The organism is Virgibacillus sediminis, assembly GCF_042643265.1.
Taxonomy (GTDB): domain Bacteria; phylum Bacillota; class Bacilli; order Bacillales; family Amphibacillaceae; genus Virgibacillus_O; species Virgibacillus_O sediminis.
This window is the reverse complement of the sequence record NZ_JBHRRZ010000008.1, coordinates 35,262-57,934: the sequence shown is the minus strand read 5'-3', so window position 1 is coordinate 57,934 and position 22,673 is coordinate 35,262. Positions and strand designations below refer to the sequence as shown.

The window sequence follows — 22,673 nt, the reverse complement described above, 5'->3', positions numbered from 1 at the left end:
TGGTTCTGATCAAATCCCCTGCCCCATCTGAGATTGTTCATTTAGAGAGAGGGACTGGGAATTTCGATCCATATTTACATGCCATAAGATGTAGTCCAACGTAATATATTTAAACCTGTGCCGCTGCTTCTCCAGCCGCCTTCACCAGTTTAGGCTGTGGATCCCGCATCGTAAGAAACCTTGCAGGAGTGTCTATCAGAAGCATCTTGATTGTTTCATCATCAACGCCCCTAGCTTTAAGATCTGGGACGAAAATTTCAAGAAGTTCTGATACAGAATGCTCTGTGGACGCCCATCCTAGTGGGAAACAGTTTGCATCACATGAAATGATTGCGCGATTTGCATATCCTGCATTGAATAGATCCATCACCTGATCGAGACGTTCTCCTCTTGGACGTGCCCAGAATGGAGCTGGAACTTCCGGTGTTCCCTTTTCCGTGTCAAAACCGATTGTGTCATATCCAACATAAGCGCCTCTCTTCGCGATTCTGAAATCCCGCTCTGGGTCAAGACCTTCTTTACCGTCGGAATGACCTATCACCACACGATCTAAAGATAGTCCCTCCATCTCAAACAGATCCATCTGGCGGTCTCCGTTAATTGATAAGTGTGTAAGGATTGGTACACCGGTAGCACCTGCTGCTCTTGCTGCTGCACGGTAAACCCTTTCATCCAATTCGCTTAGACCACCACGGCTGACACCAACTTTAATGGCACCTGCTTTCACGTTCGTCCCTTCAATGCCAACCGTAATCTCGTGATAGAATAGATCAGCCAAATATTCAATGGACTTGTCCCGGAAATACGGCAGAACTGTGTCACCTGAAACGAAACCCGTCATAGGGACAATGTTTACCCCAGTTACACGTGATACAAGTTGCCAGTAAGATACATCGCGGCCAGTGCCGATTCCTGTGCAATCGACGATTGTTTGTCCACCGAGTTCTCGGAAACGCCGAAGCTTATCAATTGTAACCTCGAGCATTTTTGGACGGGCTTCCCACCATTTTGTATCCAAATCACACCCCGGTAAGCCAAATCCAATATGCTCGTGTAACGCTGTAATTCCAAGCTGTTCTGTAGCGATGGGCCCCAAAACAGTGTTTACTTTACCCATGTTATATCCACCCCTTCTATCTCCGGTTTGAATACTTCTATGTCTCCTTCAAGCGTAAGGATGCGCGCTGGGTTCTCTTCTAGTAATTGACGCAGTTGCTCATCTGTAGCTCCAGCCCTGCGCAGCATTGGTACGAACGAACTGAGCAAGTGATCGAACCCAATCTGTGATGCCTCATGGCCGACTGCATGTCCAACAGCATTACTTGAAACTAATACACGATCACCGAGACCTTCTGCGAACAGCTCCAGTACTAACTGCACTCGCCGGTCGTCGCTCACGTATCCCTCGTGTGGCGTCCAGCCAGCATGATCGATTGCAACCATGGTGCCACGGCGAGCCATGGTGAAAGCATCTCCTCGTTCATCTGTATCCAACCGGTCAAGTCCCCCGACTATAACTCGACTAGGAGCAAGCCCTTCCTTTTCCAAGATACCTAGTTCATATGCAGGGTCTTTTCCAACTTGGATTGATACTGCTGCACCGGTTTGCAATGCCGCTTGTGCTGCGCCACGATAAAGGTGCTCTTCAAATTCTGTAATCCCTTCTTTATTGGCTTCCGTACAGATTAAACCAGCTGGGCCTGTACGTTCTCGCCTTGGTACAACCGTGCCCTCCGTTATCTCTTTAGCATACATTTCTGCTAATCTATCAAGCGGCATTGGGCCAGGTGGCTCTGTCTGCTGGGTAGTAAAATAGGATCCTACTCTCGTAGCCGGCCCAAGCCCTGTAGATGCCACAATGTGGACACCCGTCTCCTTGGAAAGCGTACGATACATCAATACGTTACGGCCTTGAAACATGCCTCCGCGGTCGACGATTGTCCCTCCGCCAAAGCGACGGAACTCCGTAAGTGCACGTCTTAGTACATCAAACTGTTTACTTTCATCAAAATCGATCTCAGGTGCAATCTCCGCTCCAGGTACTACAGAGAGCAGCGCTTCATGAGTTAATATGAGTCCAAGCTCTTTTCCCGAAACAGGCCCAAGAACGGTTTGAACAACCCTTGAACTGTTCACATTAAAATTATCTACCATCTAATAAAACCTCCTATCTTCTAAGACACTATAAAATTTTTTCACTAGAGCATAATTTTCTGCAACCGCTTTCTAAATTTGTAACTTTATATTATTATATTGTTATACCAAAGTCAAACATATTTTTATAATTTTTATATTAAAGTAAAAATACAGAATATTGTTTCGAGACAATTTATTTCTGTTTCCAAATCACTGAATATACTGGGAAAACCCCATCAATATGGGCATTTTTGAAGATACAAGAAACAATATATCTTTTAGTTTTTAAGGGTAATACGTTTCCTTTAGGAGTAATTTATAAATGAAGATATTATATTAAATATTCAGAATTTATATTTTGAATATTTTCGATTGAAAATTCATCATATTTCAATGGAACATAAAGAGTACCACAGGGGGGGAATTTGTTTGTTGAGAACTCATGAATTTAAAGTATTTCCTGTAATCGTTCCAGTTTCTAATAAGTTAAAAAGTATAAACTTTTTCTTGGTTAAACGGAATAATGGATTAACATTAGTTGATGCCGGGTTAAATACAGATAAGTGCTGGGATTATTTAGATGAGACGTTGAAGCAAAATGGTCATATCCATAGTGATATCACAGAAATTTTGTTAACCCATCATCATACAGACCATATCGGTCTAATTAATCGAATAATAAAACAGCACCCTGTTCCCATTTATATTCACCCTTACTCCATCCCTAAATTGAAAGGAGAAACAAAATTCATACAAATGCATTTTGAATTTTTCAAGAACCTTTATCAAGAGATGGGTTGTGGGGAGATTGGTAGTAGACAAGCAGATTATTTATATCACACTGCTATTCAAGGGAAGGATGAAAAAAGCCATTGGGAATTCCGAGAGATCGATACTAACCCACTTTTAGGATTTGATATAATAAAAATACCAGGCCATTCTCCTGATCAAATTGCTTTTTATCATCAGAACAGCCGAATTCTATTCGCAGGAGACTTAGTAATCGAACATATGGCATCTAATGCCTTCGTAGAGCCGGATACCTTTGGAAAACGTCCGAAAACCTTAGTACAACATAAAGAATCCTTAGAAAAATGTGTAGCCCTATCCCCACGAACAATCTTTTCCGGACACGGCAAAATCATCGAAGATCCCATTCCTTTATTGAAACAAAGAATAAAAGAGATAGAAGAAAAAGCAATAGAATTTTTGGCTATTGTCCAATCTGGAATATCCACTGCAAGCGAAATAGCCCAATATCTGTATCCATACAAATATGAAAAACAATTTTTTAGTGTAATGTCTAAAGTAATCGGTTATTTAGATTACCTAGAATGGCAAGGGAGATTAACTCCCGTGCTTGAAAAAGGGGTTTGGCATTTTTATCCAATCGGCATCAATGGAATTCGTTCGTAGTATGAGCGCATTACATAGCTTCCATCAAATAGCAGAGGCTATGTAATGCTTAAAGATTATTTAGGAATCGACTATCCTTCCCTGAAGGATTTTTTGTTTTCTCATATTCCTTTCTTCTTATTTCACTTCAGAGATGCAGGTGTGGCCATCATGGAACGATGATTGGCTGCCATGTCACTCCCACACATCGTTTGCAAGGTCTACAATAAACTTCAATTTATCCCATTGCTGTTCTTCCGTCAGTTTGTTGCCGAGGTGTGTGGATGCGAACCCGCATTGTGGGCTCAGGCATAGTTGTTCATGTGGTACATAATCTGCCGCCTCTTTGATCCGCGCTCTAATCGCCTCTTCATCCTCAAGCTCTCCGCTTTTCGAGGTAACGACACCCAGGACGACTTTTGGGCCGTCATTCGGCACATGTTCCAGTGGCTTGAAATCTCCTGAACGGTCATCATCATACTCCAGGGAAAAACCGTCTACTTTCTCTTTTGCAAATAAGGTTGGTGCAATACGGGCATAACTTCCTTCAAATGCGTAGGTGGATCGATAATTGCCACGACATAAATGAGTGGTTACAACCAGATCTTCCGGCTTGTCTTCCAATGCGCCATTCACCACACGTACTGCCAGGTCGATCAACTGCTCACTGGAATATTCATCACTTTTGTTTGAATGATAGTTATCAGAAGAAAGCCCAGCAATATGGACGTCATCCAATTGTAGATAGCGCACCCCTGCATCATAAAACGCACGGATGGCATCCTTATATGCTTTTGCCACGTCCTTTGGGAATTCTTCGATATCCGGATAGATCTCTGGGTTGCGGATGCCTGTTTCAAACAGTTGGTTCGGACTTGGGATGGTCTGTTTTGGAACGGCTCGATCACCGACAATCTCCTTGAATTCTATAAAATCTTTTTTAAATGGATGGGCTGGATTGAAGGAAACTTTGCCGGTATTCCGGATATAATACCGTTCTGTTTCGATCCCCTCGAATTTATAGCCTTTTTCTGTCTCATACCCTTCGATTCAATTCAGATGTTCCAAGAAATCGAAATGCCACCAGGTACGCCGGAATTCCCCATCCGTCACCACATCTAATCCGACTTCAATCTGCTTATCAACAATGAGTTTGATTTCCTTTGTCTCTACTTCACGCAATGCCTCTGCAGAAATTTTCCCTCTTTATAATCCGCTCTTGCCTTATGTAAACTATCAGGACGCAGCAAGCTGCCCGCATGATCCGCTTTGAATGGAGCTTTCACGATTGTCTTTGTCATTATTGATCTCCCTCTTTCCTTAATATTTAAATAATTTTCCCTTATAAATACCATAGCATAGGAAGATCGGTATAGCTTGATACTTAAAAGATATAACTTGTTATAGTTTTAGGCTATATATGGGGTGTTCTTTTACTCACTCAGGATGGTCAAGAGGCCATAACTGATTAATATTTCCTGTTATCTACGTAATATCCTCACTTATCAATGCCTCAAGGATAGACACCATGAAGCAATAAATCCTACTTGGAAAGCTAGGTTTGTATATTGGGGTGAAAAAGGAAAGGAGGACCATAATTAAAAATCCATTCTGAATGAAATTCAAAATGGATTTCTTATTGGGAATTACCCATATATAGCACTCTTATTGAATTTATAATGTTATTTTACAGCCTCCTCCACCAATGATTCATCATTAATTCGTTCTGACTCTTGGGAGCTTTTTTTAGTTAGAGGAACAAAGCTAAACGCTATAGCTGCTATAATACCTGGAATCGCAAAAGCTATAAAATTCATATGGACAGGAAGACCAAGCATTAATAGAAATCCGCCGAATGTAGGTCCTACCACTGCTCCGACTCTTCCGATCCCAGATGCTAATCCAACTGCAGTGGCACGCATAAATGACGGATAATATTGGGATGCAAAGGCATAGGAAATACTTTGAGCCCCTATTGTACAGGCACCTGTAATCCCAACCAGCACATAAAGAGCCAGCATGTTTTTTCCAAACCCAAGAAAACTCAATGAAATGGCTGCGACAATAAACATTGGAATAAGCACACGCTTCGTTCCCCACTTATCTGCAAGCCCTCCAAGGAATAACGTTCCAATAATCGAACCTACATTTAAAACAATCATAAAGGTTAAACTGGAACCAAGAGCATAGCCTGCTTCCACCATAAAATTAGGAAGCCATGTAGTTAATCCGTTGATCATTAACAAGCACATAAAGAACGCAATCCAAATCATGAAAGTTCCTAGTGCACGATTATCCTTAAATAAGGAAACAACAGGGGAGTTAGAGTTCTTTTCTTCTTTGTTCATTTCAAATTCTGTTTTATTCGTCAGTACTAGCTGGTTATTTATTTTTGATAGAGCCAGACGAAGATCGTTCATTCGGCCTTTTGCTAAAAGGATTGCAGGTGAATCGTGAATATGCTTTATCATAAACGGAAGTAATAATAGGGGGAGCGCCGCGATATAGTAAACAACTTCCCAGCCGACGGAAGGTATTAGGACAATGCTTAATAAAGAGGCTAAAATCCCTCCAATTGGAAAGCAACACATAGCAATTGCAATCATCATGTTCCTCTTGTTCTTCGGTGCATAGTCTGTTAATAGGGCAATCGCATTTGGCATAACACCACCAATCCCTAGTCCGCCTAAAAACCGAAAAATAGAGAAAGTGATTGGTCCAGGAGCAAAACCGCAAAGAGCAGTAGTTATACTATAAAGGATAGTGCTTGCAATAAGAACATTTTTCCTTCCGAATTTATCTGCCAAAATTCCAAATAATATGGCTCCAATCATCATCCCGAAAAATCCATAACTGCCTATCGCCCCTCCCTCAACAGGTGATAGGGCCCATTCCTCCATAAGTACAGGTAACACCGAACCGTATATAACAAGGTCATAGCTGTCAAACATAATAATCACACAACACCAAAATAGCAGCCAAAAATGAAAGCGGTTAAATTTACTTTCACTAATCACTTGATTAACATGTATTTTTTCCATGCATCATCCTCCTATCATAAATTCGATTCTTATTAATGCTCTGTTGTCGATTTTGTCACATGATAGCACTCTTTCAGCTATAACAACGGTTCATCATCATTTTTCTAGCCTCGGAGAATCATTACACCTTAAATGATATAAACGTACTCCTCTTAAAATTTTAATATCTCTTTTTCCGGAAAAGCTGTTCCCCTCTTGTTATTAGGGGTCAGACGTGATAATTTCTGGTATTCATGGTTGATTGGCTTTCTGAGTGACTCATAAATTTTTAAAGCTTCTTGGATTGTGTCCGCTTTCATTACTGCTTCTGCTAATACACCTCCGTCCTGTATCGCCATATTTGCTCCTTGTCCCCGGTGGTGTAGCATCGCATGAGCTGCGTCACCAAGTAGGGCAATTCTGCCAGAAGTCCAGCGATCGATTGGATCAATATCATAAATGGCACGGCAAGTAAAACTTTCAGCTAGATCCGCCATTTTTTGAAACATAGGATTAAACTCTTGTAAGTGCTCTAGTATTTCTTCTATACTGACGACCGGCTTCCAAGATTTATCTTCGGAATGGACGGTAATGTCATAAGATACTTGATTGCGGTGGGGTAACGGCATTAAATAAACATGCGAACCACTCTCCGCAACAAACACTCGAAAAGTGTCATCTGGTGCTAAATTGAATGCCTCCTTCTCTGGCAACACTGTCCGGTAAGCATGCATTCCAGAGTAAATCGGCTTTACGTCACTAAAAATCTGCTGTCTTACCACTGAACGAATGCCATCTGCTGCAATCAATAAATCCGCTTCAATTCTATTTCCATTTTCAAATTGAATTTCCACACATTCCTCATGTTCGATGACCTTTTTACAGCGATGCTTTAAGTGCACGTTTTCAGTTGGGACTTGATTGAAAAACGTTTCAATTAAGTCAGCACGGTGAATTAACCTCGCCCAATCTTCCTTTGGATTGTCGGTTAAAACCGGCCATTCTTCCTTTACCAGGACCTCTCCATGTGCTGTTAATACTGCCATATAGCCGCTTATAGAACTCTTTTGTACGATTTCCTCGTAAATCCCCCAATCTTTGAAAAAATGTACAGTTGGAGGCCTCATCCCTATTCCAGCACCGAGTTCTCTAATATCAGATGCCTGTTCGTAGATATTAGCTTTAATTCCTTTGCTATGCAATGCGACCGCTGCCGCTGCGCCACCAATACCTCCACCAACAATAGCAACACTTAAATCAGACTTGTTTTTCATCTTTCTCCCCCAATTTCTATGGTTTAGATTAACCTCGCCTGCACTTTTAACAAACGTGTTATGAATATTCTGCATTCTTATAAGCTAGTCCGCTTATCATTTTTCTACACATATAACGTTCTTGCTTCAAGCCAATAGTATGTTGCCATAGGGTGAATCTAATTGTCCCGGTATCTTCCAATTTTCTATATTGTTAATCTGGACTAGCTATTGAAAGAAACCGGGTATTAGTCCTATTCTGTTATGTTCCTTTGCGTTTCATTATCCTTGTGTAACTGCTTGTTTAGCCGCTTTTACTAAATTAGGTTGTGGATCCTGCATGGTCAAAAGTTTCGCAGGCGTTTCAACAAGCAATAATTCAATAATCCTATCATCCAAGCCATGTTCTTTTAAGTCAGGAATGAAAACTTCAAATAGCTCATTTACTGAATGATTAACTGATTTCCAACCAAGCGGCCAGCAATTTGCATCTGCAGAGATTATCGCCCGTTTTTCATATCCTTTCTCAAAGAAGGTCATTACATGGTCGAGACGTTCCTCCCTCGGACGTGACCAATATGGCGCTGGCTGTTCAGGCGTTCCTTTTTCAGTGTCATACCCGACCGTGTCATAGCCAACATATGCGCCACGTTCTGCTATACGGTAGTCACGCTCAATATCAGCTCCCATCCCCATATCCGAATGTCCAATAACAACTCGATCTAAAGATAATCCTTCCATTTCAAACAGATCCATCTGACGATCAGCCTCTACTGATAAGTGGGTTAAAATGGGAACCCCTGTAGCTCTTGCCGCTCTTGCTGCTGCTCGGTAAATCCGCTCATCCAACTCACTTAGCCCTCCACGGCTGACCCCTACTTTGACAGCACCCGCTTTTACGTTCGTTCCTTCAACACCGACAGTAATCTCGTGATAGAATAAATCAGCGAGATATTCAATCGACTTGTTCCGGAAATATGGCAGCGCAGAATCTCCTGCGACAAAACCCGTACAGGCAACGATATTGACACCGGTTGCTCTAGAAATCACCTGCCAATATGGGATATCCCTTCCTGTCCCGATACCTGTACAATCCACCATTGTTTGGCCCCCGTGTTCACGGAAACGGCTGAGCTTCTCTATAGTTACTTCAAGCATTTGATGACGCGGAGTCCACCATTGCGGATCCAGGTCACAACCTGGCAACCCAAATCCAATATGTTCATGCATTGCAGTGACCCCAAGTTGTTCTGGTGAAATAGGCCCTAAAACCGTATTAATCTTACTCATTTTATCTTCACTCCTTACAGGCTCTTAAGAATTAGTGATTTCAATATCTACTTCTGCTTCCAGGGAAAGTATACGCTTCGGATTTTCTTCCAATAATTGGCGAAGGTGTTCTGCACTGCATCCTGCCTTCCTGAGCAACGGGGCAAATGAGTCAAGCACATGGCCGAATCCAAGTTGGGAAACTTCCTGGCCGATTGCACAACCTGAAGCATTGCTCGAAACAACCACACGATCTGCAAGTCCTGCTTCGAATAATTCCAGCACCAGCTGCACCCGGCGATCATCACTCACATAACCTTCATGAGGATTCCAGCCGGCATGATCTAATGCAACCATGGCACCTCGCCTTGCAATTTCCAATGCAGCGCCCCGCTCCATCATATCCAGACGATCAAGACCACCTACAATCACTCTGCTCACGTCAAGTCCTTCTCTCTCCAGAATATCCAGTTCATATTCTGCATCGTTGCCAATTTGAATTGAAACGGGAGCACCAGTTATCAGCGCTGCTCTTGCCGAAGCACGATAGAGATGTTCCTCCAATTCGGTAATGCCTTCCCTGCTCGCCTCCGTACAAATTAAACCAGCCGGTCCTGAACGCTCGCGCCGCGGAACCACAATCCCCTCAGTAACTTCTTTCGCATAAAGGTCTGCCAAATGGTCGAGTGGAAGTGGGCCCGGTGGATTCTTCTGGCCTGTGGTAAAATACGATCCAATCATGGTCTCCGGTCCTAGCCCCGTTGAACCAATAATGTGCACCCCCGTCTCTTTAGATAATGTTCGGTATAATAACACATTACGACCACGGAACATGCCGCCACGGTCGACTATCGTCCCCCCTCCAAGCCAGCGGTATTCCTTCAAGGCACGTTTCAGGACCTCAAACTGTTTATTTTCATCCATATCAATCTCTGGCGCAAATTCCGCTCCTGGCACAATGTTTAAAATTGACTCACTTGTAAGGATCACACCTAGTTCCTTTGCAGGTACTGGTCCCAGAACCGTATGAACAAGTGCTGTACTCTCTCCATTTAGATTTTCTACCATTATGAAAAACCTCCTATCATTTTAGTCTTCGGAGCATCTCTGACTGTAACCGCTTGCTAATTTATCAAAATTAAACGTGAAAAAGCGACCTTCTAAATGAGTCTCCTCTTTTCCCTATCACCACCCTGTTTTTTAAAACTTACCATACCCCAAAAAAGATGTTAAATATTGATTTATTAGAATATTTATTCAATAATAATATAAATAGATTCTTATGGTTCCATACAAGGGACGCTAAACTAGGGAGGATACAGTGAGATGGAAATAAGGCAATTAAAATACTTTCTAACTATTGTAGAAGAAGGTTCTTTCTCAGGTGCGGCGAAGAAATTGCATATGACACAGCCACCGATAAGTCAGCAATTAAAAATTTTGGAAGATGAATTAAATGTCTCCTTGATAGAAAGAACTACAAAAAAGGTCGTCACAACAGATGCAGGGGAATTGCTCTATCAAAGAGCAAAGGAAGTATTAGACTTACTTGATCTAACTGCCGAAGAAGTTCGAGAACTGAGGGAAGGAATCAGTGGGACGTTGTCAATTGGCGCCATTACTTCACTAGCTTCAGAACTTTTACCAGAGAAAATCCAGCACTTTAAAAAAATGTATCCTAAGGTGAATTTTCAAATTCATGAAGGTGACCCCAATCGAATTATGGAACTCCTAGAAAACCGGAATATTGAACTAGGGATTACAAGACTGCCTGTAAATACTCAAGTTTTTGATATGATTAGATTACCCGAGGAACCAATGATAGCGGTAATGAATAAACAATGGGACATTTCCAACAAATTTCCCTATATTAATCTCTCAAACCTGGAAGACAAACCGTTAATGCTACTCAGAAGGCTTCAAGGCACATCCTCGTACAATGATACAGTAGAACCAGTGAAAGATTCCTTTCGAACCCTCGGATATGAACCGACAATTATAACTGAGAGTGATAATATCGCGACATTATTAAACTGGGCTTATCATGGAATTGGCATTGCCATTGTCCCTAAATCAGCTAAAAATCTTATTCCATATGATGAAATTATCTATAAAGAAATTATTAATCCAAGCATAAAAACGCGGCCCTCTGGTATCATCTGGCGAAAAAAAGGATACTTATCAACAGTATCAAGAAAATTTCTAGAATATTTCAAAGCGTAGAAACGGTAGAGTTGACTCCTCTAATCAATTACTTATTCGAGATTCAAATAGCTAATCAATAAAATGAATATTTCTAATATAATCTCTAACCTGTTATTGTAAAAGTATAGATTCAAAGTTAAGAATATTTATAAAACAGGAGTGATCTCTTATGGTTAGAGCAGAAAAAGTAGTAAAAGGAAAGCCAAATTTTGACAGCCCACCATTAATTGAAAAAACACCACCTCGCTGCCCGCCTTTCGTTGATATACAAAAACCGGAAGATCTCATCCCATATCTGGAAGAAGTTGCAAAACGGCCATACAATCACGGCCTTCATGCTGGATGGGATCTACAACCTGGTGAACGGGTCCTCCTTCGGGTTGACAACTGGCATGATCCGATGGTAGTGGAAGCATGTAAGAAAGTATTGGAAAAATTTGAAGTGAATTACGAAGTGAAAGAGGTAGATAAAGGACCCGTTGTCAGATGGAAAGGCCATGACGAAGTAGAATATTACTTATCAAGAACAAAAGAACTCGCTGAATGGATGGACGAATGGGAGGAAATGGAGAAAGAAGGAAAATACGATAAACTCTTATGGGGCTATGGCGGACCAGTGCTGCGATCAAACAATATCAAAATCCAGCGTATGCCGTTTATGACAAAAGAATTAACGGCTACTCCAGCTCACACAACGCCTTATGAAATTATTGATGCAATTGATAAGTGGACGTGGGATCGCATCCGAAACTCAAAAGAAATTCGCATCCAAGATCCGGAAGGTACGGATTTAACATATACCAATCATGATGAGTACTATGATTCGAAACGCGAATTTTTCAATCCAGATTTGGTTGAACAGTTCTGGGAAGGAAACACGGACTTCGGGAAAACCTATCTCCCAGGCCATGTATTAGGACGTCCATGGCTATACCATCCAAAAGAGGATGCAGAAGGTGTTATTGCCGGAACAACGAACCACATCGGCCCTGTCCCATGGATCCAACTGGAAGTGAAAAAAGGAAAGATTACGGAAATTAATGAAGGCGGAGAGTTCGGGGAAAAACTCCGAAAAGTGAAGGCTGACACCGATCACATACAATATCCGGGGTTCCCGGACAAAGGTCTTTTTCGCTGGTGGGAAGCCTCCATTGGGACGAATCCGCATGTCCACCGTCCGAGAGAAGATTTTCTGAAAGGCTGGGTAAACTGCCTATATGAACGAGTAAGAAGCGGTGTAATTCATATTGGTTTTGGTACGATCATTTCCAGTTCCATGGAACGCAAAGCTGCCCAAATGGGACTGCCAGTCGGACATTGGCACGTCCACCTGTACTTCCCTACTGTTACAGCCGAAATGGTTGGTGGCGGTACAGAAACCATTATTAAAGATGGTCATTTGTTAGCACTTGATGATCCTGAAATCCGTAGAATAGCTTCCAAATATGGCGACCCTGATCTCCTTCTTTCCGAATCCTGGATCCCTGCTGTTCCCGGGTTAAATATGAAAGGTGACTATTGGGAGCATTATGCCAAAGATCCGGAAGATTGGGTGCTCACAGAGTTAAATATTTGTAAAAACTACCACCCTTTATTTATGGAAATGGTGGGAGCAGATCCGAAGTACTGCAACAATCCGCTTTGGACACCTCCTCATCTGAGCAGTGCTTGTTCATGCGGGCATCACCATTAGAAACATTAGAATTCTAGTTGAAAAGCAGTCACATAGGTGGCTGCTTTTCTAAAAGAAGGAGGGAATTCACATGCATCATAGTGAGCAGATTTGGAATGTAAATTTATTAATTGGATTATTAGTTATAAGTATTCTTTATTTACTTGGGATCAGATTTTTAGAGAAAAGATCAATGAAAACTGTCGTAAAGAATGACCAAATAGCTTCTTTTATCGTTGCCTGTTCATTGATATTTCTCTCCTTTGGAAGCCCGATGGCCATGCATAGCCATCACTATTTGAGTATCCATATGTTGCAAATGAGCATGCTATGCTTCATTATTCCGCCTCTATTGATCTATAGCCTGCCACTTGATTATTTGAAAAAACGATTGCAATTATTTAAGTTTCCTTTAGTGGGTATCATCTCTTTTGCCTCTATCTTTTATTTCTACCATATCCCTCAAGTATTTGATTGGATGATGAGTAGTCAATTCGTTCATATCCTATTTCATCTGTTATTATTCAGTGCAGCCATCATCATGTGGCTGCCGTTGACTCCTAAACTGATCAATGAAGTATTGGGGGATAAAAGAAAAAGATATCTGAATTATAAGATGTGGTTAATTATGCCTCCTTGTATGTTTTTACTTGTCATGAATATAGAAGTGTACGGAATATTTCAAGCACATAGCCACGGGAAGATTTTTTCAAATATGATGGATCAGAGGTTAAGTGGAATAATTATGATCATCCTCCACCAACTGTCCATATTTGTTTACTCTCGCCCGTATAAAAGAAAGAATGTTAATGAAAGAGCCTTATCCCAAGTGAATACCACAGCTTAATAAAGTAGAATGCTATAGATCCTTTTTGAAAAGGGTGCAGATAAATTGAAAGCACAGCCAATTTTCTATTGACACCAGTAAGAAAAAACGAGTTCCGGGTGATCTGGCGCTCGTTTTCATGTTCCCCAAAGATCCGCCGTTTTAATGAAATGCTAGAAATCTCCATGAAGTGGGAGATATTAACATCATCGGTCTAATGGCTCCTCATATAGCGAAGAGCTTGGTGGGCCCCAAACACCAATTATTCCTCCCAATCGCTTTGTTGATGGGAATGATTTTACTGACTGCAGCAGACACGATCGGCCGGAACCTGTTAGTATCGGATACTATTCCAGCCGGGATCGTGGCAGCATTCATCGGGGCCCCTTATTTCATTTATTTGTTAAGAAAAGCAAATTAGTATCTTTTAAAACCTGGACACTTCTTCTGCAAAGGAGGATGGTCCAGGTTATCTTTTCTATTACCCCTTTTTGGCTTTTATACTTAGTACCTCGTTACTTTAAGTGTAGTGATTCCATTCTCCAGTTATTCTACCATAAAATTCCATATCCCTTTGGGGTGAATTTGAGAACAATACAGTTTTTCCGATAAAGATGCCCCATCTTCATGTGCATGAAATGACACTAACCATCCAAGATGTTTTCATTCCCAACAATATCGGGTATAATAAAAATATAATCATTGCATAAAATAAAAAGAGACCGCCAGTGCGGTCACACTAGCGGTCTTGTACAACAGCCCTTCAAGGGGGCGGCTCACAGAGTGGGAAAATAACTACCCAAACGCTTGCCAGCTTTTATGGGTGGTTATTTTTTTTGACTCGACTGAATCGCAACCATCAACGTTCCAAAGGAAATCATCAGAACCAACGATTCAAATACTGTCATCAGGCATCACCCCCTTCCGTCATGGAAGTCAGGGAGTGAGCCACCACCCATGAAAGCCTTGCTGTACAAGATAATTATAGCAAAGATTACCGTTCAATAATAGAACATACCTTCTCTTATTTCATTTATGCCTGCCTGTTTAGACGATCCCTCTTATCCATCACCGATTTCACTTTCCATTGTTTATCTATTTCCATGCTATTGTTTAACTTTTGCGCGAATATCTTTGCTGATTGAAAGTCCGGGAACATTTTAGGTATTTGACTGTTGGATTTGGTTAAAACCTCCGTTGAATCATCTATTCTCCGTACAAGAATAAACATCCCATTCAACTCCCTTCATGGTTCAGCTCAAACTCGCTGTGGTTTTATTCTCTCATATCTCCTCTAAAAAATATGGCAATTGACAAAATTGTCACTGTTTTTTAAACATCCATAAATTATTGGTAATTATCATACTTCTCTGCCCTAAAGTACGTTAATTTTCGGCTGAATGTCCTACTCTGTGCCACAATTTTCTCCTCTCCAGCTCCTCTTCCAACAAAGAGATGAAGTCTCCATCCAAATCCATAACCAGAGCCTTCTTATATGCATGGATCAACAGTTCATCCGATAGATGTTTCAACGCCCTCCCCCTTTTCTAGTTCCAATAGGTAACTCATTTTTCTTTTTCCAGATAAAACCTTGATGAACTAACCTTCTTTGACGAATTCCCCATCTTGATTCAGCAAGTAAAACAACTTTCCCTCGCCTGCTTGTAAGTCTTCATCCGTGGTGATACGCAGCTTCATTTCTTTTGCATATATTTTCAAGGGCTGGAGATGGTTCAAGGACTCCGCCACAATAATGAGCCGTTCCTGCCCAATACCTTTCCATTTCAGGTGCATGATCAAGTCCTTGATGTCCCCCCGGGATACATAGATATGGAACAGCTTTCCTTGAAACTCGATGGCTCCTGTAAAGGGTCCGGGGGCTGAGAGGATTGCCGATTCAGGAAAGTATGGATACAGTTCAAAAAACATCAACCGTTTTAAAACATCTTTCGTTCGGTATTCCACCCAGTAGTTCGATTCATAAGGGACCTCGGTAATCACCGCTCCCACCTGTCCCAGGGTATAGACGGGTATGGTTTGCTTGTTCACACGCAGTTCATGGCGCACGATCTTCTGTTCTCTCTCCATCCGTTTCAGTCGCTTCTTCGGTAAGCGGAACAACCGGGAGAGCTGTCTTCCCCCGATTATCCCTACCTTCGCTATGGCATCCAAGGCGGCACATTCCTTGGGCGACTCGCCATTGACATAGTTCATTTTTCTTAAATTGGACGGCAGGCACTTCCAGTGTAATTCCCATGGCCGTTTGATGGAGAATGGGCTTGTCATTGGAATACCTCCTTACAATACCCGGGTGATGCGCGTGCGGATTTGTTCTTTCTCCGTATTGATGTTATCCACGCGCACCAGCACCCGGTCGTCTTTCTGGACGTTCTGGAACTTCAAGTGGCTGGACAGGGAATCGACCCCCGGCTCCAGGCGGACAAACACGCCATATTCTCGGACTCCTGATACCTTTCCGACGTATTCCCCGTTCTTATGGTATCGTTTCACGCAATCCGGCCATGGGTTCTGCTGCAGGGCCTTCGCGCTGATCTGTACTTCCTTCTTGTCCTCGTCGATGGACAAGACTTCCACTTTCAGGGCATCGCCTTCCTTGAATTCCTCATGCAGGTCATCGATCCATCCGTAGCGAATTTCCGCTATCGGAAGGAACACCTGAATGCCGCCGATGTCTCCGAGCATATAGTCATCGCCCACATGGCGGACGACTGCCGGGATGACATCTCCTTCCTCGATTTTCCGCAGGGTGATATCAGCCATCTTTTCCAGCGCCTTTGTCCGGGAACCGGTAAACAGCTCATTCTCCTGGTCGTAATTCAGCACCATGAAGGCGATATCCTGACCCGTCATGGAACGCAGCTGCCGGAGGTTCTGCGCCCCCGTGAATTCCAAGGGAATCAATCCACGGATCGAACCGACACGGACGACTGCACAGGCTGTCTTCTCTTCCCCGTCCGGCCCCACCTTTTCGATACCGGAAATCGGAGCATAAAGGATTTTGCTGTTCTGGTAAGCCCCGTAGATTTTCATCCAGTTTTCCATCGTGTGGTCCTGTTCCTGATCCACCATTTTGGCTGGGTCAAACCCTTCAATCATTACCTTTTCATTCAATTCTTCTGCCATTGTTAATCGCTCCTTTTTAAAGTGGTTTTGAATCTCTTGGAGATACATTTATATAAAAAAGCCCCTCTCTCTAGAGAAGGACTTCTCAATCCCAAAAGCCGTCACTGGATGCTTTGGGTTTCACCGTTTCCGGTTTCTTTTGTTTTTGGTTGGGTTCTTCCTCTTGCTTTGGCTCTTCGTAAACTGGGTCGGCATTCTCTTCTTGTTCCGGCGGATAATCTATAGATGCAACCACTGGGCTGGATGGCTCTGGCTCCGATCCGATATCGTCAATCGGTTCATCCTGTGTTTCTTCTTGGACTGCCACTGTAGGCGGTTCATGCTGAATAGGTGCGGACGGTGATTCTTCTTCCGTCCTATTTGAAATATGTTTTGTTTCTGTCGGCCTTTGCAGGTCTTCCCAGTTTCCAACTCGCTTCATGGATACGTGACTCGCAGGCTGAACCGTATGTGGCTGTTGCATGCTTCTCCCTGCGTTTGAAATCCGTTTTAACTGAGCCATCGTCTCAGCCCCGGCTTTCTTCATTCCGTTATGCAACCTGACCCTCAGGCGGTTGTCTTCCCATTCCCGCTTTTCCTTCCAATCGGCTGGCACCAAGTTTGCTCGCGCAAGGGATGGTTTCTGCATAGCTGCTTCATACATGATTTTGTGAACGAAGCTGTATTTCGGCAGGTTGTCCATGATGTCGGTCGGGTCGAAGCGGTATTCCTCCGACTCCGTATCCCGGTAGGAATCCGGGAAGAGGTTCGGCAGGAAAATACGGTGCTTGTACGTCGATTGCCGCATGACGATCTTGTCCTTTCCGAATTCATCGGCAAATTCCTGAGCATCCCGAAAGCCGATACCGTTGAAACATAATTTGTTCCGGCAGTTGGTCATGATCGCCTGTTTCATGGCACGCGGACTGATATCCCCCGCTTCCACCTCCAGCTGACCGAGTGACTGCGAAGCCAGAATGCCGGAAACCTTGTAACTGGCGGCGAGCGACAGGAAAATCTCCACCTGCGGATTGATGTAGCGTTTGTACTCATCGATGAACATGAAATGCGGGGTACGCATGTCTTCGGTGCCCGGGCGACGGAAGGTGCCGTTCTGCAAATGCATGATCAGGAACTGGCCAAACGCATCACCGGCCTTTTTGAGTGTGCCGAGGGCGGTGTTTACGATGAGCACCCCGTCATTGGCGAAGTGTTCATCCACTTCGAGGTCGCTTTTGCCACACATGATATTTTTCAACAGTTCATTACTTGTGATGTTCTCCAGCTGAGCGCGCAAGCCGATGACAAACTGTTTGTATTTCTCCGCCATGCTTCCGAGCAATTCATTTTCGATGGAGTGGACAAGGTCGGTCTCCCCGTCTCGCATGCGGAGTTCATTGGTCCGCTGTTCCAGAAGTTTGAGGTCTCTCAACGTCTCCAGCACTTCCATCAGGTCCACTTCATCGCCTTTCAGTTCCTTTAACAGCCTGGTCACATTCCGGGCTGCCAACTCCTGGACGTTGGCGAAGAAAGCATCCTGTTTCCCGAATAATCCGCGCAGGACAATGACGGTGCCTTCCACGACATCTTCTACGTTGCCTTCCATCGGGTTGAATTTGTGGGTATCCGGGCTGGTGGGGTCGATGTAAATATAGGGGATATCCATTTCATCACAGAATTCCTTCACCTTCTCGGCAAACTCCCCTTTGGGTTCCACCACCGATAAGCCGAGTTTCTTCCCCTGCTTCTTTTGCAGGAGGAGCTGATAGATCATCGGTTCTAAGACGGAAGCCGTTTTCCCGGAACGGGTGGCTCCGACCACCAGCATGTGGGTGAACATGTCTTTTCCCTTCCACACGATGGGGGTGTCGCTATGTTCCAGAGAGTTGCCCAATACCGTCACAATCTCCTCGCTGTTTTTGCTTTTCGACTGCTTCAGGTCTTTTTTGTATTCCATATGTCCTTCCTGCGGCTGTTCGGTGATCCGTTGGTTGCCCCTCTTCTTCCGATAGGCGGATTCTGCACGCATGAATAGGACATTCAAGTAGATGCCCAGTGTTCCAAACAGGAGGAGGGTCACTTTCATCATAAATTCTCTGGTCACCATCTGTTCCCATTGCCAGATTTGAAAAACCATAGCACCAAGAGATATGACGACAAACAGAGTGATGGTGAGACCAACCAGGCGCTTCACCGCCGGCGAAATGGTTACTTTGCCGCTCCATTTATGCATTAAATAGTATGCCAGGAGTGTTCCGGCTGCACCCAAAGGAAATAGCGGACTAGGTATGACTGCCTCCTGGAATAGGAGGAAGCCTCCCGTGACGGCAAGAGTGAAGCCGATCAGGGTTATGGTCATTAGCATGTGTGTATCACCTCACTGTAAAAATTGAGCATAAAAATAAGCACCGCTCACACGGTGCCCTTGTCATTTACCTTATTTTGTTGTTCTGTATATATTGTTTCCTAGTATAGTTTTCCATGTTGCAATTGATTCAAGAGGTTGTCCAATTGTTGGCTGCATTCAACCGTCCTAGGGTTAGCCAGTCCATACGCCAAGCCAAGTTCGATCATCTCCTGCTTCTTTCTCTTAATAAGTGCAGGTAGGTCGATTTCCACTGGTTCTATCACTTGCTCCATGATTCATTTCTCCTCTTTGATTAATCTTGAATAGGCCTTTCGTTGGAAGACCCAACGAAATTGATTATGCCAATTTTCCAGTATTTGGGCAATAGCTTCGACAAAAGAAGTCATAATGCCACTAACTTAGATAACCGTTCTGACGATATCTGTGTCGATGATTGCCATGTACACCTGAGCGTTAGGCATTTAGTCTATCATCAGGCATAAAAATAGCACCGTCATCAAGAACGGTACTGCAATTGAACATAGTTTCTCTTCGCTAATTCCTGATACGATTAACCTTCTGTCTACCCTTTTCCCAGAGATACGAAGTTATCACACTACATAGGGAACCAAAGGATAAGAGATTTCCGTATGCTATGAGATATATACTGTATTTAGATTCAAACCCAAGACCGATGCTCCCCAGAAGAAGACCAACGGTTAACAGCGTACCGAATATCCATACGTTATAATCCGATTTCATTCCACGTCTGACTTGAATAGCCTTTATTACTATAGAAGTTGACAGGAAAGCAGCCGTGACATATAAATAGATCATTTTTGCTCCTCTCCTTTCATTTACATAGCTTATTCTTGTTTAAATGGCAAAGTGTGGGCATATTTCATGTTTCTTTCTTTGTTTGACTCTTTCCTGCTCCAACTTCCATTTTCATCTGTCTTACCTAAGGAGCCCTATACCGCTTCATATTCTCGATGGAAATCACATAGGCCAGCTCATCTGCAAGCAATACTCTCATTGCCTGCAATATTCGTTTTTGAATCTCTGGTTTGAAGGTTTGCAGTTCCTTATTCAGCGACCGCTCCGAATGAGTATGCCGGGTAATGCTTTTCAACTCTGTCAGTATTTCATACGTGGGATAAGCATGTTGATTCTCTGCAATCATGGATTGACCTCCTATCATTGATTTTGATTCCTCAATGCCGTCTCCAATATCTCTCCTCCTACCTCCAAGAAGTGTACGTGGTGTATGTGCTGCAACAATGCTTCGTGTTTCGGGCGGAGTCCCGGGTGTGTGAGCACCAGTACCCTTCGACCGTTCCGCTCGTATCTGTCTTTCCGGTATTGCAGGATGTGTTTGATTTTGATGAGATCGGTGTCCAGCAAATTGATGAAATACATTTCCTCATCCTCATATTGGACAATCTGGCTGAGTCCGTCTGGATGCCCTCTTGCTGTATTGCCTGTTTCAGTGGCAGGCACGTGGTGTATTCCCCGGTATGCCAATTCCTTCATCATCCGCTCTTCGCTTGTCTGGAAAGCAAGAAGATAATTGATCCCGAATGTCTGTGGGAATACTTTCAGGCTCTTACACTCCCGGATGACCCTGCTGTCCATCAAGCGGTCCACCACCTGGCTGAAGCTTTCCTGCCCCTTCGTGAAGAAGGCATAGGTATCGAAGAATCGGTGCTGCTCCATCTCCCGGATGATTTTCTTCAGGTTTTTGGCCGATGTGCTGTGCAGGAACGTGTAAATGACAAAGGCCATGCCACTCGGCGTCGTAATCATCCCCTGCACATTGGTGGAACGATTCAGGTGGAACTGCTTCTTGACGCTACGGCTGTCTTGTACCGTCCATCCGGCCTGCTCCAGCTTGATCAGGATGTTGTTGGTGGTGAGCACGAACGGCAAGTGGAACCGTTTGATCCGGAGATCGTCCGCTCGACGCTCCGCCGGATAGCCCTGCTTCCGCAAGCAGGCGATGCCGGCCTCGCTGATGCGGTGGTAGTTCCCCTGTCTGCTTTGGCCTCTGATATAGCCGCGTATCGGCTCCGACCGGATGTAGCCTGTATTGCGGAGGATGTTCAGCTTCCGATAGGTGTACGGCATGCTCATCCCGTGGAATTCGCTCACCTGCCCGGTGCTCAGCGCGCGGTAATTGTATAGGTTTTTGAGTATGTCCACGTCCAATGGCTGGAGCTCTTTCACTACCGGTTTATGGGTGGTTTTCGGCATTGTTTTCACCTCCTTTCTCAGTTCGTGCGGTGGCTGTTTTGTTTCGCCATTTCTTCGTGTCCTCCGTACTGTCTCAACAAAACTATCCAAAAATCCCCTCACCCGCCCAGTTCGTTCCCAAGTTCCATACATGCCTGCTATTAGCTGTCTGTATCAAATAATGCATGTACAATATCAATTTGAACTCATATTAAATATTGAGCCATTTAAAAAAAGCTAATGTTATACATAGGAAAATGAGTCATCCTCCATGTAAAACATTAGCTTACTTCCCCCATAACTCTTGCAAGTGGTGTTTCTCGTTGTGAAAGAGATTATCTTCTATTTCTTCTTGTGGCTTCTGCTTTGCTTCACTTTCTATCTCCCTTCTCCTTCCCACCTCTGGTATCTTTTTCAGATGGTGACTGTTGTGTTCCAGATAGTTTAAGAAGTTCACCCTATTCTCTTTTCCCAGCAGGTAAACCTGAATGTGGTTCTGTTTATCTGGTAATCCTTCTTCAATAATAGACAGCTCCTTCCAGTTATCATCCTTCACCAGCCCGGTCTGCCGGATGGCATCGATGATATACTTCCGATTCCTGTTATCCAAATCCCGGATGATACCATCCCTGAAGTAATGCTGAATAACTAACACTGCGCGGTTCAACGGTGTTTCAACTTTGGAGTAATCATATGCCTCAAAGGTAATACGGTGATAATAGTTGCGGATCAGGGCCAGATATTCTCTATCTTTCTCCTTATATAAGGGCAGCATCCCGTCATAGGAGAACTGGTAGACCGGGTAATCATTTACCATAAGGGGTGTTGCTCTCGCCAAGGGGTTGCCTGGTACAAAGCCATCCTTTTCTTCCGGCTCCAGTTCATATAGCCGCCGCATGGTCTCTTCCTTGAACAGTTCCACACATTTCAGTAATTCCAGGTAGTGCGTTCTCATTATTTCATTCTCCCTCTCCTTTGTCCGACGTGATTTTAGCTGTAAATACATTGATACACCTATAAACAGCTTTCCATGAGGCAGACGTTACCAGAAAAATAAGTTTGCTATATAATGAACGTCCGACACACAGAAAGAAAAACTTTGTTATACTTGGATTTAATCCCCTAAATATATGTCCGACGTCTTTTCCCTCTGGCGTCGGACGGTCTAATTCATGCATGCCTTTACAGCGATACA

Annotated in this window: 20 protein-coding genes and 2 pseudogenes; 5 read left to right on the top strand and 17 right to left on the bottom strand. The window is 43.5% G+C overall.

Going from position 1 to position 22,673, the window contains the following annotated elements:
- Window positions 1–109: 109 nt before the first annotated feature.
- Window positions 110–1,117 carry a phosphotriesterase family protein gene (locus tag ACFODW_RS04450; RefSeq protein ID WP_390303554.1) on the bottom strand — a complete coding sequence of 336 codons (1,008 nt, stop codon included), beginning with the start codon at window positions 1,115–1,117 and terminating at the stop codon, window positions 110–112.
- Window positions 1,105–2,154, bottom strand: a complete 1,050-nt coding sequence (locus ACFODW_RS04445; RefSeq protein WP_390303551.1) for a phosphotriesterase family protein — start codon at window positions 2,152–2,154, stop codon at window positions 1,105–1,107. Before ACFODW_RS04445 ends, ACFODW_RS04450 begins: the two co-directional genes overlap by 13 nt.
- Window positions 2,155–2,565: 411 nt before the next feature.
- Here ACFODW_RS04445 and ACFODW_RS04440 point away from each other — a divergent pair, with 411 nt between their 5' ends.
- On the top strand, window positions 2,566–3,552 hold the full coding sequence (locus ACFODW_RS04440; protein WP_390303548.1) for an MBL fold metallo-hydrolase: 987 nt from the start codon (window positions 2,566–2,568) through the stop codon (window positions 3,550–3,552).
- Between the two features lie 174 nt (window positions 3,553–3,726).
- Here ACFODW_RS04440 and ACFODW_RS04435 read toward each other — a convergent pair.
- From ACFODW_RS04435 to ACFODW_RS04415, 5 genes and pseudogenes are all read right to left on the bottom strand, one after another.
- Window positions 3,727–4,832, bottom strand: a pseudogene (locus ACFODW_RS04435) (5-methyltetrahydropteroyltriglutamate--homocysteine S-methyltransferase).
- Window positions 4,833–5,213: 381 nt separating this feature from the next.
- Complete coding sequence (locus tag ACFODW_RS04430) at window positions 5,214–6,572, bottom strand: MFS transporter (RefSeq protein WP_390303546.1); 1,359 nt, start codon at window positions 6,570–6,572, stop codon at window positions 5,214–5,216.
- 152 nt (window positions 6,573–6,724) lie between these two features.
- Entirely contained in the window at window positions 6,725–7,825 is a 1,101-nt protein-coding gene (locus tag ACFODW_RS04425; RefSeq protein ID WP_390303544.1) for an FAD-dependent monooxygenase, read from the bottom strand.
- Between the two features lie 261 nt (window positions 7,826–8,086).
- Window positions 8,087–9,094 (bottom strand): phosphotriesterase family protein, encoded by a 1,008-nt coding sequence (locus ACFODW_RS04420; protein ID WP_390303541.1) that lies wholly within the window; start codon window positions 9,092–9,094, stop codon window positions 8,087–8,089.
- A 24-nt stretch (window positions 9,095–9,118) separates the two neighbouring features.
- The gene (locus ACFODW_RS04415) at window positions 9,119–10,141 is read right to left on the bottom strand and encodes a phosphotriesterase family protein (RefSeq protein ID WP_390303538.1); all 1,023 of its coding nucleotides are present in this window, start codon (window positions 10,139–10,141) and stop codon (window positions 9,119–9,121) included.
- Between the two features lie 258 nt (window positions 10,142–10,399).
- On the opposite strand from ACFODW_RS04415, the gene ACFODW_RS04410 reads away from it, so the two are divergent.
- From ACFODW_RS04410 to ACFODW_RS04395, 4 genes and pseudogenes are all read left to right on the top strand, one after another.
- A complete protein-coding gene (locus tag ACFODW_RS04410) occupies window positions 10,400–11,296 on the top strand; it encodes a LysR family transcriptional regulator (protein WP_390303535.1) in 897 nt (298 codons plus the stop codon).
- A 151-nt stretch (window positions 11,297–11,447) separates the two neighbouring features.
- Window positions 11,448–12,971, top strand: coding sequence for a hypothetical protein (locus ACFODW_RS04405; protein WP_390303532.1), 1,524 nt, complete (start codon window positions 11,448–11,450; stop codon window positions 12,969–12,971).
- Between the two features lie 70 nt (window positions 12,972–13,041).
- Window positions 13,042–13,797 carry a cytochrome c oxidase assembly protein gene (locus ACFODW_RS04400; RefSeq protein WP_390303529.1) on the top strand — a complete coding sequence of 252 codons (756 nt, stop codon included), beginning with the start codon at window positions 13,042–13,044 and terminating at the stop codon, window positions 13,795–13,797.
- A gap of 172 nt (window positions 13,798–13,969) precedes the next feature.
- Window positions 13,970–14,197: pseudogene (locus ACFODW_RS04395) on the top strand (iron chelate uptake ABC transporter family permease subunit); the annotation flags it as partial.
- 406 nt (window positions 14,198–14,603) lie between these two features.
- Here the strand turns inward: ACFODW_RS04395 and ACFODW_RS04390 are convergent.
- The 10 genes from ACFODW_RS04390 to ACFODW_RS04345 form a co-directional block, all read right to left on the bottom strand.
- Window positions 14,604–14,684, bottom strand: a complete 81-nt coding sequence (locus tag ACFODW_RS04390; protein WP_390303775.1) for a putative holin-like toxin — start codon at window positions 14,682–14,684, stop codon at window positions 14,604–14,606.
- 125 nt (window positions 14,685–14,809) lie between these two features.
- A complete protein-coding gene (locus ACFODW_RS04385; protein ID WP_390303526.1) occupies window positions 14,810–15,007 on the bottom strand; it encodes a hypothetical protein in 198 nt (65 codons plus the stop codon).
- A gap of 154 nt (window positions 15,008–15,161) precedes the next feature.
- Entirely contained in the window at window positions 15,162–15,308 is a 147-nt protein-coding gene (gene sda / locus ACFODW_RS04380; RefSeq protein WP_390303523.1) for a sporulation histidine kinase inhibitor Sda, read from the bottom strand.
- A 67-nt stretch (window positions 15,309–15,375) separates the two neighbouring features.
- Window positions 15,376–16,062, bottom strand: coding sequence for a hypothetical protein (locus ACFODW_RS04375; protein WP_390303520.1), 687 nt, complete (start codon window positions 16,060–16,062; stop codon window positions 15,376–15,378).
- 12 nt (window positions 16,063–16,074) lie between these two features.
- Window positions 16,075–16,920 carry a S1 RNA-binding domain-containing protein gene (locus ACFODW_RS04370; RefSeq protein WP_390303517.1) on the bottom strand — a complete coding sequence of 282 codons (846 nt, stop codon included), beginning with the start codon at window positions 16,918–16,920 and terminating at the stop codon, window positions 16,075–16,077.
- Between the two features lie 85 nt (window positions 16,921–17,005).
- Window positions 17,006–19,264: a type IV secretory system conjugative DNA transfer family protein gene (locus tag ACFODW_RS04365; protein WP_390303514.1), complete on the bottom strand. Its 2,259-nt coding sequence runs from the start codon at window positions 19,262–19,264 to the stop codon at window positions 17,006–17,008.
- Window positions 19,265–19,365: 101 nt separating this feature from the next.
- Window positions 19,366–19,539, bottom strand: coding sequence for a Spo0E family sporulation regulatory protein-aspartic acid phosphatase (locus tag ACFODW_RS04360; protein WP_390303511.1), 174 nt, complete (start codon window positions 19,537–19,539; stop codon window positions 19,366–19,368).
- A 668-nt stretch (window positions 19,540–20,207) separates the two neighbouring features.
- A complete protein-coding gene (locus ACFODW_RS04355; protein WP_390303508.1) occupies window positions 20,208–20,429 on the bottom strand; it encodes a hypothetical protein in 222 nt (73 codons plus the stop codon).
- A gap of 14 nt (window positions 20,430–20,443) precedes the next feature.
- The gene (locus ACFODW_RS04350; protein ID WP_390303505.1) at window positions 20,444–21,499 is read right to left on the bottom strand and encodes a replication-relaxation family protein; all 1,056 of its coding nucleotides are present in this window, start codon (window positions 21,497–21,499) and stop codon (window positions 20,444–20,446) included.
- A 265-nt stretch (window positions 21,500–21,764) separates the two neighbouring features.
- Entirely contained in the window at window positions 21,765–22,433 is a 669-nt protein-coding gene (locus ACFODW_RS04345) for a hypothetical protein (protein ID WP_390303502.1), read from the bottom strand.
- Window positions 22,434–22,673: the final 240 nt, after the last annotated feature.